Annotated in this window: 15 protein-coding genes; 8 read left to right on the forward strand and 7 right to left on the reverse strand. The window is 66.0% G+C overall.

What is annotated here, in order from left to right:
* Window positions 1-41: 41 nt before the first annotated feature.
* Window positions 42-1,157 carry an efflux RND transporter periplasmic adaptor subunit gene (locus DWV00_RS29785; protein WP_115537281.1) on the reverse strand — a complete coding sequence of 372 codons (1,116 nt, stop codon included), beginning with the start codon at window positions 1,155-1,157 and terminating at the stop codon, window positions 42-44.
* On the opposite strand from DWV00_RS29785, the gene DWV00_RS34230 reads away from it, so the two are divergent.
* A complete protein-coding gene (locus tag DWV00_RS34230; RefSeq protein ID WP_181885639.1) occupies window positions 1,080-1,349 on the forward strand; it encodes a hypothetical protein in 270 nt (89 codons plus the stop codon). The two genes, DWV00_RS29785 and DWV00_RS34230, sit on opposite strands and share 78 nt — an antisense overlap.
* Window positions 1,350-1,411: 62 nt before the next feature.
* Window positions 1,412-2,023 carry a TetR/AcrR family transcriptional regulator gene (locus DWV00_RS29790; protein ID WP_115537210.1) on the forward strand — a complete coding sequence of 204 codons (612 nt, stop codon included), beginning with the start codon at window positions 1,412-1,414 and terminating at the stop codon, window positions 2,021-2,023.
* Between the two features lie 40 nt (window positions 2,024-2,063).
* Here DWV00_RS29790 and DWV00_RS29795 read toward each other — a convergent pair whose 3' ends face one another.
* The 6 genes from DWV00_RS29795 to DWV00_RS29820 form a co-directional block, all read right to left on the reverse strand.
* A complete protein-coding gene (locus DWV00_RS29795) occupies window positions 2,064-2,288 on the reverse strand; it encodes a DUF2795 domain-containing protein (RefSeq protein WP_115537282.1) in 225 nt (74 codons plus the stop codon).
* 98 nt (window positions 2,289-2,386) lie between these two features.
* Window positions 2,387-2,650 (reverse strand): hypothetical protein, encoded by a 264-nt coding sequence (locus DWV00_RS29800; protein ID WP_115537283.1) that lies wholly within the window; start codon window positions 2,648-2,650, stop codon window positions 2,387-2,389.
* Between the two features lie 124 nt (window positions 2,651-2,774).
* Window positions 2,775-4,112 (reverse strand): C45 family autoproteolytic acyltransferase/hydrolase, encoded by a 1,338-nt coding sequence (locus tag DWV00_RS29805; RefSeq protein WP_115537211.1) that lies wholly within the window; start codon window positions 4,110-4,112, stop codon window positions 2,775-2,777.
* Between the two features lie 160 nt (window positions 4,113-4,272).
* The gene (locus tag DWV00_RS29810) at window positions 4,273-6,006 is read right to left on the reverse strand and encodes a ClcB-like voltage-gated chloride channel protein (protein ID WP_115537212.1); all 1,734 of its coding nucleotides are present in this window, start codon (window positions 6,004-6,006) and stop codon (window positions 4,273-4,275) included.
* A gap of 127 nt (window positions 6,007-6,133) precedes the next feature.
* Window positions 6,134-6,868, reverse strand: a complete 735-nt coding sequence (locus DWV00_RS29815; RefSeq protein ID WP_115537213.1) for a glutathione S-transferase — start codon at window positions 6,866-6,868, stop codon at window positions 6,134-6,136.
* Window positions 6,869-6,991: 123 nt separating this feature from the next.
* Window positions 6,992-8,080 (reverse strand): YeiH family protein, encoded by a 1,089-nt coding sequence (locus DWV00_RS29820; RefSeq protein ID WP_115537214.1) that lies wholly within the window; start codon window positions 8,078-8,080, stop codon window positions 6,992-6,994.
* A 114-nt stretch (window positions 8,081-8,194) separates the two neighbouring features.
* On the opposite strand from DWV00_RS29820, the gene DWV00_RS29825 reads away from it, so the two are divergent.
* The 6 genes from DWV00_RS29825 (at window position 8,195) to DWV00_RS29850 (ending at window position 14,864) form a co-directional block, all read left to right on the forward strand.
* Window positions 8,195-9,097 carry a LysR substrate-binding domain-containing protein gene (locus tag DWV00_RS29825; protein WP_115537215.1) on the forward strand — a complete coding sequence of 301 codons (903 nt, stop codon included), beginning with the start codon at window positions 8,195-8,197 and terminating at the stop codon, window positions 9,095-9,097.
* A gap of 101 nt (window positions 9,098-9,198) precedes the next feature.
* The gene (locus DWV00_RS29830; protein WP_115537284.1) at window positions 9,199-9,990 is read left to right on the forward strand and encodes a TIM barrel protein; all 792 of its coding nucleotides are present in this window, start codon (window positions 9,199-9,201) and stop codon (window positions 9,988-9,990) included.
* Between the two features lie 138 nt (window positions 9,991-10,128).
* Entirely contained in the window at window positions 10,129-11,088 is a 960-nt protein-coding gene (locus DWV00_RS29835) for a sugar kinase (protein ID WP_115537216.1), read from the forward strand.
* 190 nt (window positions 11,089-11,278) lie between these two features.
* The gene (locus DWV00_RS29840; RefSeq protein ID WP_115537217.1) at window positions 11,279-12,565 is read left to right on the forward strand and encodes an MFS transporter; all 1,287 of its coding nucleotides are present in this window, start codon (window positions 11,279-11,281) and stop codon (window positions 12,563-12,565) included.
* 6 nt (window positions 12,566-12,571) lie between these two features.
* On the forward strand, window positions 12,572-13,561 hold the full coding sequence (locus tag DWV00_RS29845; protein WP_115537218.1) for a 2-hydroxyacid dehydrogenase: 990 nt from the start codon (window positions 12,572-12,574) through the stop codon (window positions 13,559-13,561).
* Between the two features lie 220 nt (window positions 13,562-13,781).
* Entirely contained in the window at window positions 13,782-14,864 is a 1,083-nt protein-coding gene (locus tag DWV00_RS29850) for a LacI family DNA-binding transcriptional regulator (protein WP_115537219.1), read from the forward strand.
* Window positions 14,865-14,888 lie beyond the last annotated feature (24 nt).

Below are 14,888 nucleotides of genomic sequence, written 5' to 3' on the forward strand. Positions count from 1 at the left end.
AGCGGCGGACGACGCGCCCGCATTGTTGTGATCGGCGCCGCTCATGATGCGAAATCCTCTGGGTGCAGCGGCGCCACGACGCGCACATGTTCGCCGGCGCTCACCGTATGCACGCCTTGGTAGACGACGCGGTCGCCGTCTTGCAAGCCTTGTGTCACGGAGAATGTTCGCTCGTCATAGCGCCCGACGGACACGCGCCGCAGCTCGAGCGTGTCGCTGCCCGCGCGTACGACCCAAACGGCCGGCGAATTGCCGTCGTGAAACAGCGACGTCACGGGGAGCGTGAACGGATGCTGGCCGGTGCGAGCCTGCGCCGACGCGAACGCGATCTGCGCCGTCATGCCGAGGCGCACTTGGGCGTCGGGCGCGGCGAGCGTCAGCTTGACGCGATAGGTGCGGCTTTGCGGATCGGCGGCCGGCGAAATCTCGCGCACGCGCGCGGTGAAGCGCTTGCCGGGCAAGGCCGGCAATGTCACGTCGGCGGCGGTGCCGACGGCCAGCGATGCAAGGGCGCTTTCGGGCGCATCGCAGACGACGTCGATATCGCCCGACCAAGCCAGCCCGTACACGGCTTGACCGGCGCTGACATTCTGGCCGGTATCGGCTTGTTCCGACGTGATCGAGCCGGCGTGGTCGGCCACGAGCGCCGCATAGGAAAGCTGATCGCGCGTCAACGCGAGCTGCGCTTGCGCAGCATCGCGCTGAGCAGCAGCCGACGCGTACGCGTCCTGCGTCTGCTCGAGCTGCGCGGGTGCGATCAGCTTCTCGTTCGCCTGCGCGCTGTCGCGATCGAGCTGCTGTTGCGCGTAGACGAGGCGGTGCTGCGCGGCATCGAGCTGTGCTTGCGCGTTGGCCAGGTTCTTTTGCAAGTCGGACGGATCGAGGCGGGCGAGCACCTGCCCGGCTTTGACGGTGTCGCCCAGACGCACGTCGCGCTCGACGATCTTGCCGCCGACGCGGAACGAGAGCGGGGTGGTGTAGCGCGCTTCGATATCGCCGGGCAACGAAGCCTCGGGTGGAATGCCGTCGGGATGAACGGCGACGGCGACGATGGGCCGCGCTGCCACGGCGGCGGGCGCATGCTGATGGCACCCGGCAAGCGCCAGTACGCCGCAAACGGCGGCGGCAACGCCGTATCGCCGAACCGCCGAACCCAAGACGAGCGAGGGAAAGCCTTTGACCTGCACACGCGCCGTGTTGGGCGCGTCAAGACCGGGATGAATCACGATGACCCCAAAGCAGAAGAGGTATGGCAGGCCGAGCAAGCATGGGTGGCCGGCATGGCAAAACGCGCGGCGCGCAATCGTATTGGCGACGCTCTTGTATCGAACTACGGTATTGGATTCTAATACAGGTGTGTATTTGAATGCAAAGACGGATGAAAGTGAACGCTAGTGCTAAACTTCACGTCATGAAACGAAAACGGTTGACCCGCGAGGAGAGCAAAGAGCAGACGCGCGAGCGCCTGCTGGATGCCGCGCTGACGATTTTCATGAAGAAGGGCTTCGTGGCCGCGAGTGTCGAAGACATCGCGGAAGCGGCCGGCTACACGCGAGGGGCGTTCTACTCGAACTTCCGGAGCAAGGCCGAGCTTCTGATCGAACTGCTGCGGCGCGATCACGAGCGGATGCAGGTGGACTTGCACTCGATCATCGAGGAGGGCACCACGCGCGAAGAGACGGAAGCACGCTGCATGGCGTTCTACAGCCAGTGCTTCCGCCAGAACGATTGCTTCCTTCTATGGGCGGAGGCCAAGCTGCTCGCCACGCGCGACGCGAAGTTCCGCGTGCGCTTCAGCGCGTTCATGCATGAGAAGCACGAGTTCTTCACGGGGTACTCGCGCCTGTTTTCCGAGCGTGTCGGCACGCCGCTGCAGATGCCAGCCGAAGTCTTGGCGCTAGGCCTCATCAGCCTATTGGACGGCGTTCAAGCGCTTCGCATTTCCGATCCGCAGCACGTTACCGCCGATCTGGCCGAATCGGTGCTGGCCAACTTCTTTTCGAAGGCGGTCTGCGGCCGGTGAAGTTCGCCGCACCGGATTGCACTGCATTGCACCAGTGCCGTTACAGCCCGAGTCCAGGGCCGTAATTGCTGCCGATGAAGCGGGTCACGTCGTCGACGCCCGAGTAGTCCTGCTCGGGCAGCCCATCGAGAATCGCGAGCAGCTCGTTGCTCGCGCCCGCGTCGCGTGCCGCATCGACGATGCAATCCTTGTTCGCCGGATAGCGTACGGCGTGCAGCACGTCGGCGATCTGCAGATCGATCGCCTCCATCGGGACCGACGACATATCGGGCGCCGAACGCGTTTGCACGTTCGATGGCGCGTTCGATTGCACGCCTGCTTGCGCGCCGGCGGCCGCTTGCGGCCGATGCTTGCCGGGCGCGCTCACGTGCGGGCCTGCCGTTCGTGCGCGGCGAAATGCCTCGCCAGTTCGTGAGCCTTGGGCAGCGTGATGCGAAGCCAGCGTCCGCGTGCCGCGGCCGGGTCCGCCGTCACGTTCGGGGCCGGCGGGGCGACGGGGGCTGCATTCGCGCGTGCGATCGCCAACTCGGCGCGCGCGGTGGCGCTGTCGAATCGACCGGTATGCATCGGTGCCGCAAAGCACGAAGCCGAGAGCAATGCCATAGTTGTCAGTGTCGAGACTTTCATCGCTCGACCTCCTTCTTGATTGGGCATGCCGCCGAGGAGTTCGGAGACATCGATCGAATTCGACGACTCTTGCCGACTCACTTCGAAGCATGCCGCGTGCCCGGGCCCCGCTCGATTCGTGGCGCTAACGCAGCACCTCAAAGCGCGTCCACGGCCACGAGGGCCGGTCGCGCATGTAACCGTTGAGCCAATTCCATTGCGGATGGCGCTTCATGAACGCCTGCGCGTCGAACGGCTTTCCGCATGGATGGCCCCAGCGCGCCCAAAACGCCAGATCGCGCGCCATTTCGCTGTCGACGACTTTGCCGTCGTTCGCGCCCCAAGGATTGAACGGGCCTTGATCCGACCCGCCGAAGCGCTGGTCGTCGAGTTCCAGATGCCCGCAGATCGTCCGCGAGGACGGATTGTCGCCGCGGTCGAGATAGACGTCGTGGTGGTCCGCGATCATCTGCTTGGCCAACTCCAAGTCGATCTTGCCGTGGTGCATCTCGGCCAACTGCATGAACCGCAACCGGCGTGCACCGTTTTTGCGCACGTCGGTGTAATCCTCGCCTTCGTCGACGCATTCCTGGTTGCGAATCTTCAAATCCGTCGCGGTGTTGTAGCCGCTGTAAAAGCCGTCCTTCGTGCTTTCGAATCCCGAATAGTGCAGTCCGAGCTCGTAGCGCGCGATCTCGCCCGTCTTGGTGTCGCCGAGCAGCCAACTGTTCGCATAGCCGCCGTTGTTCGACAGCGCGAACATCTCGCACCAGTCGCCGATGCTGTTCGCGTACTGGGTCGCGCGCCGCGAGCGGTAGAACTCGGGGGCGCCCGCGCTGTTGTAGCCGGCGAAGTTGGAGATCGTCGTTTCGGTGACCATGAGTCCGGCCGAGGTCAGCCAGAAATCGGTCAAGCTCGAAATGCAGCCCGGCAGCCCCTGCATCAGGATGCGGTGGCCGCGATCGGGCACGATGTCGAACACGACGTTGAATGCGTCGCCCGCGGCGTAGCGATCCCAGGAGTTGTGCGCCATGACGATGCGCCCGTCGCGCGTCGAGCCGCCGGTCGCGATGAACGCGCTGCAGTGGTGCCCGCGCCGGCCTTTCCAAGGCTTCGCGCCGATCCGGGGCTCGCGCGCCGCCGCCTGAGCCGGCCACCAGCTTTGCAGCAGATCCATGTAGCCGTTCCAGGCCAGCAATTCGTCGAAGGGGACTTTCGCGCCGTCGGCGATGCCCTGGATTTCGTCGGCGAACTCGGTGTCGAGCTTCGGCGAGAACTGCGAGACGGCAGCCCTCGTGAAGGTCTCGAAGTCTTCCCCCGTATCCCAGTGCGCGAGGTACTTCGCGGTACGAATCGCGTTCTTGATTTCGGCGGCGAGCAACTGGCCGTGCTGTTCGCCGCGATCGTAGGGCTCGCCTTCGATGTGCAAGAAAATCCAGCCCGCGTGATCGCGACGCACGGCGTCGAGGGACGGTTCGCTCATTTTCGCTCCTGATCGACTCCGCGATCGAAAGGGCTACGCTCGGCGCACCCGGGAGGCGGCGCACGGCGGGCTCGGCGGCCTGCTTTTCATTGTAGAAAATATGCGGCGCTTTGCCATTGCGGCAAGCGCCGGTCGCGTGGCCGTTGCGAAGGCGAGAACGTCAGATAGAGGGATTCATCCTACGGTAGGCGTCGAGCAGCGTCGTCTTGTAGACGGCGCCGACGAGCACGGGCTCCTCGGCGCATTCGACGACGGGCAGGCGCTCGCCCTGGAACGCCAGGAAGCGCTGCAAGGCGACGCCGATCGGCATATCGGGCGTGAGCATCGCGAACTCGGGCTGCAGGTAGTCCGCGGCGGTGCGGCTCGAGGTGTCGCGCCGCTCGAGCAAGTCCTGGGTGATGTCCTTCAAGGCCACCACGCCGCGGAAATGGCCGGTCTCGTCGGTGACGTACAGGTACTTCACCGGGTATTCGAGAAAAACGCGCGTCATTTCGCGCACGCTGGCGCCAAGCCGCACGACCGTATCGGCCGGCTTGACGAGTTCGCGCACCTGGGCCGCGCGCAGCCGCATCCGTTCCTGCTCGTCGGCATTGCGGCGCAGCGTGATTTCGTACATCGATGTCTTGTTGATCGCCCGCGAAACGAAATAGGCGACGACGCACGAGAGCATCAGCGGCAAGACCACCTGATAGCTCAGCGTCATCTCGAAGATCATGAGGATCGCCATCAGCGGCGCCTGCGTGGCGCCGGCCATGAACGCGCCCATGCCGACCATCGCGTAGGCGAACGCGCCCGAGGTGCCGTGCGGCCACCAGCCGTGCACGACGAGGCCGAACAGCGAGCCGAACGTCGCGCCGACGAACAGCGTCGGCGTGAAGACCCCGCCGACGGCGCCCGAGCCCACCGTGGCCGCGGTCGCGATGATCTTGCAGACCAGCACGACGACGAGCGCGATCCATGTCCACTGCGAGTGCAGGATCGAATTGACGACGCTGTAGCCGTTGCCCCAGACGTCGGGCACCCAGACGGAGACGACGCCCACGACGAGCCCGCCGAGCGCGAGCCTCACGGGCAGCGGGAGCGGCAGCCGCTTGAACTGCGCCCGCGACGTCTCGATCAGATGCAGGAACTGCGGGGCCACGGCGCCGCAGAGCAGGCCGAGCGCGACGAACAGCAGCACTTCGGGGCCGGCGATCGTCGGAAACACGGGCATCTCGTACGGCGGTTTGTAGCCCGAAAACTCGCGCATGACGATGTTGGCGACCACGGACGACACCAGGAGCGGCCCGAAGTTTTCCATGGCGATCGAGCCGAGCACGATCTCGGTGACGAAAAACGCGCCGGCGATGGGCGCGCTATAGGCCGAGGTAATCCCCGCGGCGGCGCCGCAGGCGACGAGCAGCCGCAGGCGCGGCGGATCGAAGTGGACGATGCGGCCGACGATCGAGCCTGCCAGCGCGGCGAGCTGCACCATCGGCCCTTCGCGGCCGATCGACCCGCCGAAGCCGATCGTGAACAGCGACGAGACGCTGCGCCAGGCGCTCTGCCAAATGGGGACGACGCCGTCGCCGATCGCGATCGCTTCCATGTAATCGGACGTGGCGTGCTTATCGGCGCTGCGGCGGGCGAGGATCAGAAAGCCGCCGGCCAGCAGACCGCCTAGCGCCGGTAGCCAAATACGGACCGTCCAGGGCAGGGCGTGCGCCATCGCGACGAAGCTGCCGGTGCGGCCGGTGAACAGCCATTGGAAGACGTCGATCGCATGCCGGAAAGCGACCGTCGCGAAGGCGCCGAGCACGCCGACGACGACGGCCCAGACGAGCATCGTATGGGCGTCGGACAGACGAAACAGCGATTGTGCGCGCGTGCGCAGTCGAAGCAGAAATGAAAGCACGGGAAAAGCGTCAGCTCGGGGTTCGATTAAATTTGGGGGCGAGCGCAAGCATAGCATCGGCTCGGGGCACGCGAACGCGCCCGTGCGCTCGGCGTCCGGCGCGGACAAACCGGTGTCGCGGCATGGCTCAATGCGCCTTCGCGTCGAGTTCGGGGTAATGCCGGAAGATGCCTGTTTCGTTGAACGGCAGGCGGCGTTCCGACGCCAGATAGGCGGCGATGTTCGGCCGCGCCGCGACGGCTTTGCGCAAGCGCGCCAGACGCGGGTAGTGCGAGCCGAACCGGGCCGTCGCACGCGGGAACGCGTAATGAAGCCCCTCGATCAGCTGGAACATCGACAGATCGGCGTAGGTCAGGGAATCGCCGGCGAGATGACCATCGCCTTGCGGGTTTTGAGCGAGGACGCGTTCGAAGTAGCGCATGAACTTCGGCAGCCGGTGCGCGAGGAAATCGGCCGCGCGCGCTTGGGCGGGCGCTTTTTGCTCTTCGTAGTACTGGCCGCTGGCGATCGGATGATGGGTGTCGTGCGCCTCCGTCACCATGTCCGCGATCGTCAACTGCAGGCCGTGCACGGTGTAGCGCAGGTCCGACTCCGGCGCGAGGCCGAGCTTGGGGCCGAGGTAGAGCAGAATGTTGGCGGTTTGCGGCACGATCAGGTCGCCGTCCTTCAGAAACGGCGGCGCGAACGGAATCTGCGCCTCGGTCTTGCTGCCCAAGAGGGCCATCATGGCCGACTGGCCCTGGCCGTCGTCCTCGCTGCCCCGTGCAATGTCCACGTAGGGCGCCCCTGCTTCTTCCAGCGCAAGCCGGACGAATTCCCCACGGCCTTGCAGTCCGTCCCAGTAATAGAGTTCGTAAGCCATCTGCACCTCCTAAAAGCGGCGAAGTGCCGCCCCTCCATGATCGCCCCAGGCGTGGGGGGGCGACAACGGAGGTGGGCGGCACGCGGTTGCGCTGCGTTCTGCTACCGCAGCTGGCGCACGTTCTTACGCGAATACGTGCTCGACGCCCCAGGTGATCGCCAAGCCGCCGACGATGAGCCAAAGATAGAGGAGGAAGCCCGTCGCCAAGGCGCGCGGGCCGGCCTTGCGCACCTGCGAGACTTGCGTTTCGATGCCGAGCGCCGTCATCGCCATCGTCAGCGCGAAGGTATCGATCGCATTCAGGGTTTGCGTCGCGGTGCTCGGGAGCACGTGCAGCGAATTGACGATCACGCAAGCCAGGAATCCCAGCGCGAACCAGGGCACGGCCAGCTTGCGCGGCGCGTGGGCGTGGGCGTGGCCCGTGGCGCCGGTTGCGTCGCGGCGCGCTTGGCGCGCGAGCCAGAAGCCGAGCGTGAGCAGCACGGGCACGAGCAGCATGACGCGCGTCATCTTCACGATCGTCGCGATATGGGTGGCCTCGGGGCTGACGTTGCTGGCGGCGCCCACGACTTGCGCGACCTCGTGGATCGTGCCGCCGAAGAACAGGCCGACGCCGAGCGTGTCGAGGTGAATCCAGCCGGCGCGGTACATGAGCGGGTACAGGAACATCGACAGCGTGCCGAACAGAACGACGCTGCCCACGGCAACAGCGCTCTTTTCAGGCTTGGACTGCAGCGTCGATTCGAACGCGAGCACGGCCGCGGCGCCGCAAATCGCGCTGCCCGCCGCGTTCAGGATTGCCGTGTCGCGATCGAGCTTCATCAGCTTCATGCCCAGCCAGGTGCCGAGCAGCAGCGTGCTGACGACGACGAGCACGGACTCCGTCAGCCCCGGCAGCCCCACCTGGGCGATTTCCTGCAGGCTCACGCGCAGCCCGAAAAACGCCACCGCGATACGCAGCAGCTTGCGCGCGGAGAAATTGACGCCGGCGGCCCAGTGCGCGGGCATGCCGGCGCGCAGTGTATTGCCGTAGAAGGCGCCGGCGACGATGCCGACGATGAGCGGACTGATGCCGAGGCCGGCGATTGCGGGCAGGGCGGCCAGCCGGGTGACCGCCGCGGCGAACAGCGCGACGAACAGAACACCGTTGAGCTGACCGTGGGAGGCGGTCTGTGACTGTGATGGCGCGGAGAGCGTAGACGTGTGGGACATCTTGGGTGCCTCTGTGGGCATGGTTTAGATGGCCTAATCCTAAATTACATATAAGCTTATGAAAAATCGTCATTTGTGAAGTAATATATCGGTGTAGCCGATACTTTTCCCCATATGTCACCTGATCAACTGATAACGTTCGCGGCGGTCGCCGAGCGTCTGAACATCAGCCGCGCGGCCGATGCGCTGCATCTGTCGCAGCCGGCCGTGTCGGGGCAACTGCGGCAGTTGCAGGACGAGTTCGGCGAGCCGCTCTACCGGCGCGACGGACGGGGCGTTCGGCTCACGCCGAGCGGCGCTCAGCTCGCCGAGTACGCACTCAAGCTGCGCGATACGTTCCGCCAGGCGCAGGCTTATCGCAATGCGTTGCGTGGTGTCGCGCGCGGCACGCTGCGGATCGGCGCGAGCACGACGATCGCGAGCTACCTGCTGCCGTACCTGATCGCGGAGTTCCAGCGCCGGTATCCCGAGGTCGAGGTTCAAACGGCCGGCGGCAATACCGGGGAAATCGTCGCGTCGCTGTCGTCGCTCGACGTCGCCATGATCGAAGGGCCGGTCGGCGCCGACTTGCCGGAAGGCACGGGAGTCCGGGTTTGGCGCGAGGACGAGATCGTCGCCATCGTTCCACGCGGCCATCCGCTGGCTGAACGCGTTGCTCGACCGGGCGTAAAACCGGCACTGGCCGACGTAGCGGCTTATCCGCTCGTCATGCGAGAGGAGGGATCGGGCGTGCGGCAGTTCGTCGAGCAGTCGTTCGAGGCGGCAGGCGTCGCGCCGCAGGTCGCATTGGCCGTGGCGGGCGTGGAGGGCGTGAAGGAGGCCGTGCGCGCCGGCATGGGCGTGGGTTTCGTTTCCGCGATGTCGATGCGCCATGAAGACGGCGCGCTTGCGCAGCTATCGATCATGCCGAAGGCGCTGACGCGCCATTTCTCCATTCTCGTCCCGCACGAAGGGGCGCCTTCGCGCGTCGCCACCGGCTTTCTTGAACTCTGCACGGCCGTACCGGCCGCCGCGTAGGGATTACCATGATGGCGCGCGGCGGGCCGCCGAGTGCAAGATAAATGCAGTCGAGCCCGCCGCTCGATTTTTTTGAAATTCTTTTGGAACCGGTTCCATCGATGTTGAACGTGAAAAATAGTGCGTCTGCGCCGGAGATCGTCATCGTCGCGAGCGCATTCGGCGCGCAATCGGTACGCCGTCTCGGCCACGCGGCCTGGCTCGATACCGTCGCCGACGCCGGAGCCGCCGGTTTCGAAGTGCGGCGCGAGCTTTTTTCGCACGAGGCCGAGGCCTCTTGCGAGGCGCTGCATACGCTGGGGGCCGCCGTGGCTGCACGCGGGATGTGGGCCGTGTACTCGACCCCGGCCGGGCTTTATCGAGACGACGGGACGCTGGACGCCCCGGCGCTGGCGGGGGCCTACGCCGAGGCCGACGCGCTCGGCGCGCGGTGGGTGAAGCTGCAGTTGGGCACGTTCGCGGAGCAAGCCGACGCGGCGACGATCGTTCGGGTCGGTGCGGGCCGTCGCGCGCGACTCGTCGTCGAAAACGGCCAGCACGAGCAGGACGGTAAGATTGCGCGCTTCGTCGCGCTGTTCGCCGCGCTCGAGCGAGAGGGCGCATCGGGTGCGCTCGGTATGACCTTCGACACCGGAAACTGGCACTGGTCCGGCCAAGCGCCGCTCGATGCGGCCGCCGCGCTTGCGCCGCACGTCGAATATGTCCATTGCAAATCGTCCGAGGGGCTGGGCGCGCGGCGGTTTCCCGTCGCGCCCGCGCCGGACGACTCCCTGTTTCGGTCCGTTCTCGATATCCTGCCGCGCACCGCGCCGCGCGGCATCGAGTTTCCGCTCGACGAGCGGGCGCCGGCCGAGGACGCGCGGCGCAAGGTGGCCTGGTTGGCCGCGGCATGAAACCGGATGCGCCCGATCGTTGCGAAGGGCTAGGAATGGCTAGGAAGGGATAGGACGCCCTGAACAGTTGAGGAAGGGAAGCGCGCGCCGCGCGGTTTCGGGTTTCAATTGAGAGAGAACGTGAACAAGGAGTCATCGATGTCTTCCCCGCTCGACGTATTGACCTACGGTGAGGCCATGGCGCTTTTCGTCGCCGACGAAGCGGGCCCGCTCGCGTCGGTCGGCCATTTCACGAAACGCATTGCCGGCGCCGATCTGAACGTCGCGATCGGTCTGTCGAGGCTAGGCTTTCGCACGGGCTACGTGAGCCGGGTGGGCACCGACGCGTTCGGCCGCTATGTGCTCGATACGCTCGAGAAAGAGGGTATCGATGCCAGCCATGTCAGCGTCGATACGCGCTATCCGACAGGCTTCCAGCTGAAGTCGAAGGAGACGGACGGCCGCGACCCGAGCGTCGAGTATTTCCGCAAAGGGTCGGCCGCGAGCCACCTTTCGGTCGACGATTACGATCCCGAGTACGTGGGCTCGGCCCGCCATCTGCATCTGACGGGCGTGGCGCCCGCGATTTCCGCCTCGTCGCGGGATCTGGCGTTCCGGCTCGCGGAGTCGATGCGCGCCGCCGGCAAGACGATCTCGTTCGACCCGAACTTGCGTCCGACGCTGTGGCCGTCGCGCGAGACGATGGCCGCGACGCTCAATGCGCTCGCCGCGCTGTCCGATTGGGTGCTGCCGGGGCTTGGAGAAGGGCTCGTGCTCACGGGCTATGAAACCCCCGAGGACGTCGCCAAGTTTTATCTCGATTTGGGCGTGCGCGGCGTCGTCGTGAAACTCGGCGCGCAGGGTGCTTATTTCCGGACGGCGGACCAATCCGGCTACGTGGCCGCCCAGCCGGTGACCCGTGTCGTCGATACCGTCGGCGCCGGCGATGGATTCGCGGTCGGCGTCGTCAGTGCGCTGCTCGAAGGACGCGACCTGCCGACAGCCGTTGCGCGCGGGAACCGGATCGGCGCCTTGGCGATTCAGGTCATCGGCGATTCGGAAGGATTGCCCACGCGCGCGGAACTCGACAAGCTCGAACGCATGACCGCTCCCGCCTGAGCGGGCGGTCGCGCACCCGAACGCAGGCGGCGCCGGATTTGCCTACACTGCACGCCATGCCATGCGCGAGAGACGCGAAAGAAGCGAGAAACGAGAAGCTAGTCTGCACGTCAGACGCTAGACGCAAGATACGACGCGGTGCCCGATGGCGCCGTTCCCCTTGAAACGCAGCACAGGGAGGAGACACCCCATGCTTAAATCGATTGCGCCGCGCCGGTGGTGGACGATCATGCCGATCGTCTTCATCACCTACAGCCTTGCCTATCTCGATCGAGCGAACTTCGGATTCGCGTCGGCAGCCGGCATCAACAAGGACCTCGGGATCAGTCCGGCGCTCGCCTCGCTGATCGGCGCGCTGTTTTTTCTCGGCTACTTCTTCTTCCAGATCCCCGGCGCCATCTATGCGGAACGGCGCAGCGTGCGAAAGCTCGTGTTCGTGAGCCTCGTGCTCTGGGGCGGCTGCGCGGCGCTCACGGGCATCGTCAGCAATGTCGCTTGGCTGATCGCCTTGCGGTTCCTGCTCGGTGTGGTCGAGGCTGCCGTCATGCCGGCGATGCTGATCTTCATCAGCAACTGGTTCACGAAGACCGAGCGGTCACGCGCCAACACCTTCTTGATCCTCGGCAATCCCGTCACGGTGCTGTGGATGTCGGTCGTTTCGGGCTATCTCGTGCATGCGTTCGGCTGGCGTGAGATGTTCGTCGCGGAAGGGGCACCCGCAATCGTCTGGGCCGTCTGCTGGTGGTTCTTGGTGCGCGATAAACCGAACGACGTCGAGTGGCTCACGGGCGAAGAGAAGCGCGCGCTCGCTCAAACGCTCGCGGCCGAACAAGCGGCCATCAAACCCGTGCGCAATTACGCCGAAGCGTTCCGCTCGCCCGCGGTCATCAAGCTGTCCGCACAGTACTTCTGCTGGAGCATCGGCGTGTACGGCTTTGTGCTGTGGCTGCCGTCGATCATCAAGAACGGCTCGTCGGTCGGGATGGTCGAGACGGGCTGGCTCTCGGCGCTGCCCTATCTGATGGCGACGATCGCGATGCTCGCGGCCTCGTGGGCCTCGGACAAGCTCGATGCGCGCAAAGCGTTCGTCTGGCCGTTCCTGCTCGTCGGCGCGGCGGCGTTCGCCGGCTCGTATGCGCTCGGTTCGACGCATTTTTGGGGCTCCTACGCATTGCTCGTCGTGGCCGGCGCCGCGATGTACGCACCGTATGGGCCGTTCTTCGCCATCGTTCCCGAACTGCTGCCCAAGAACGTCGCCGGCGGGGCGATGGCGCTCATCAACAGCATGGGGGCGCTCGGCTCGTTCGTCGGCTCCTATGTCGTCGGCTATCTGAACGGCACGACCGGCTCGCCCGCCGCTTCCTATGCCTTCATGAGCGCCGCGCTCGTGGCGGCCGTCCTGCTGACGCTGGCCGTCAAAGCGCAGCCGGCCGGCGATGCGCTGCTCGGCGCGCGCGCCCATGCCCACGGAAAGTGAAATCGAATGACACCGAAAATCGTCGTCTATAAAAGCCTGCCGCCCGACGTTCTCGACGATCTGCGCCGGCATGCGCAAGTCGTCGTCTTGGAGCCCGCGCCCGGCCAGTCGCGCGAGGCGCTGTCCGATGCGCTCGGCGCGGCGCTCGTCGATGCCGACGGCGCCATCGGCGCCAGCATCAAGGTGACGCCGACCATGATCGAACGCGCGCCTCGGCTCAAGGCGATCTCGACGATTTCGGTGGGCCTCGACAACTTCGACGTGCCCGATCTGACCCGCCGCGGCATCGTGCTCGCGCACACGCCCGACGTCCTCACGGAATCCACGGCGGACACCGTGTTCGCGCTGGTGCTGTCGACGGCGCGGCGCGTGGTCGAACTGGCCGATTGGGTCAAGGCGGGGCAGTGGCGGGGGAGCATCGGCCCCGAGCAATACGGCGTCGATGTGAACGGCAAGACGATCGGCATCGTCGGGCTCGGGCGCATCGGCGGGGCGCTCGCGCGCCGCGCCGCGCTCGGCTTCGGCATGCGCGTGCTCTACACGAACCGGCATCCGAACGAGCAAGCCGAACTCGCCTACGGTGCGCGGCGCGTCGAACTTGCCGAGCTGCTCGCGCAATCGGATTTCGTCTGTCTGCAGGTGCCGCTCACGCCGCAGACGCAGCGGATGATCGGCGCGCGCGAACTGCATGCGATGAAACGCCGCGCGATCCTCATCAACGCCTCGCGCGGCGCGATCGTCGACGAAGCCGCGCTGATCGCCGCGCTGGCCGACGGCACGATCGCGGGTGCAGGCCTCGACGTGTTCGAGCATGAACCGCTTGCCGCCGATTCGCCGCTGCTCGCGATGCGCAACGTGGTGGCCTTGCCGCACATCGGTTCGGCCACCCACGAGACGCGCCACGCGATGGCGCGCTGCGCCGCCGATAACCTCGTCGATGCGCTCGCCGGGCGTCTGACGCGCAACGTCGCGAATCCCGAAGTGCTCGCACGTTGAATACGGCGCGGCGCTAGGCCCGCGCTGTGTAGTTGCACGGGTGGTACGGCTCGCGGCCGTGCGCTATGATGCCGCCACCGTACGAATTGCAAAGCGCGCTCCGGCGCGCTTTTGTCTATGCACCGTCCCGCAGCTGGACCGCCGGGCATAGACCTTTGATGAGGAGGTCTTCTTTGGTTCTCGATTCTTTCGACATGCGCGCGCCGCGCGCCGCCGAGCAATGAGCATCGGGCCCGTGGGCGTCACGCGCCGCGCGACGATCAGCGACGTCGCACGCGAGGCCGGCACCGGCAAGACCAGCGTTTCGCGCTACCTGAACGGCGAGACGAACGTCTTGTCGTCGGATCTGCGCGCGCGCATCGAAGCGGCGATCAAGCGGCTCGACTACCGGCCCAATCAAATGGCTCGCGGTTTGAAGCGCGGGCGCAACCGGCTCGTCGGGCTGCTCGTTGCCGATATCACGAACCCCTATACCGTCGGCGTACTGCGCGGTGCCGAGGAGGCGTGCCATGTGCTCGGCTTGATGCCGCTCGTTTGCAACGCGGCGGGCGAAGTCGAGATGGAGCGGCGCTACTTGCAGTTGATGACGACCTATCGCGTCGAAGGGGTCATCGTCAACGCGCTCGGGGTCAAGGAAGAGACGCTGCGGCCCGTGGGCGAGGGCGGCACGCCGGCCGTGCTCGTCGACCGTACGATCGATGGGCTCTTGGCCGATATGGTCGGGCTCGACAACGGCAACGCTGTCGCGCTCGGCATGCGCCATCTGCTCGATGAGGGATTCGAGGATATTCGCTTCGTCGTTCAGCCGTACGAGCGCATCAGTTCCCGGCGTCTGCGCGAGGCCGCGTTCAGAAGCACGCTCGAACAAGCGCAGCGTGAGCGCGATCCCGGTGCCGCGCCGCTGCGAGGCGAAACGATGGTCCTCGATTTGAGCGACGACGAAGCGGTTGCCCAAGCGCACGAGGCGGTGGACCGGCACTTGGAAGCGGCATCGAAGGCTGGTGGACGGCGCGTGGCATACTTTGCGGCGAACGGCCCCGTGGCGCTGTCGCTGGCATTGCACTTGCACGCCCGCTACGGGTCGCGCTGGCAGGAACGCGTGGCGCTGTTGTCGATCGACGATTCCGAATGGGCGGAGTTGATCGGCGTGACGGCGATTCGCCAGCCCACGTTCGAGATCGGCTATCGCGCCGTGGAGTTCTTGCACGAGCGCATCGAAGGCGCGGTGGTGCCGGCCCGGGAAGCGATGCTGCCCGGTGAACTCGTCATCCGCCGCTCGACTGTCCGGCAGAACGAAAACTGATCTGATCCGATTGGCGCGCGGCCA

The sequence above is a fragment of the Trinickia dinghuensis genome, assembly GCF_003367175.1.
In the GTDB taxonomy this organism is placed as follows: domain Bacteria; phylum Pseudomonadota; class Gammaproteobacteria; order Burkholderiales; family Burkholderiaceae; genus Trinickia; species Trinickia dinghuensis.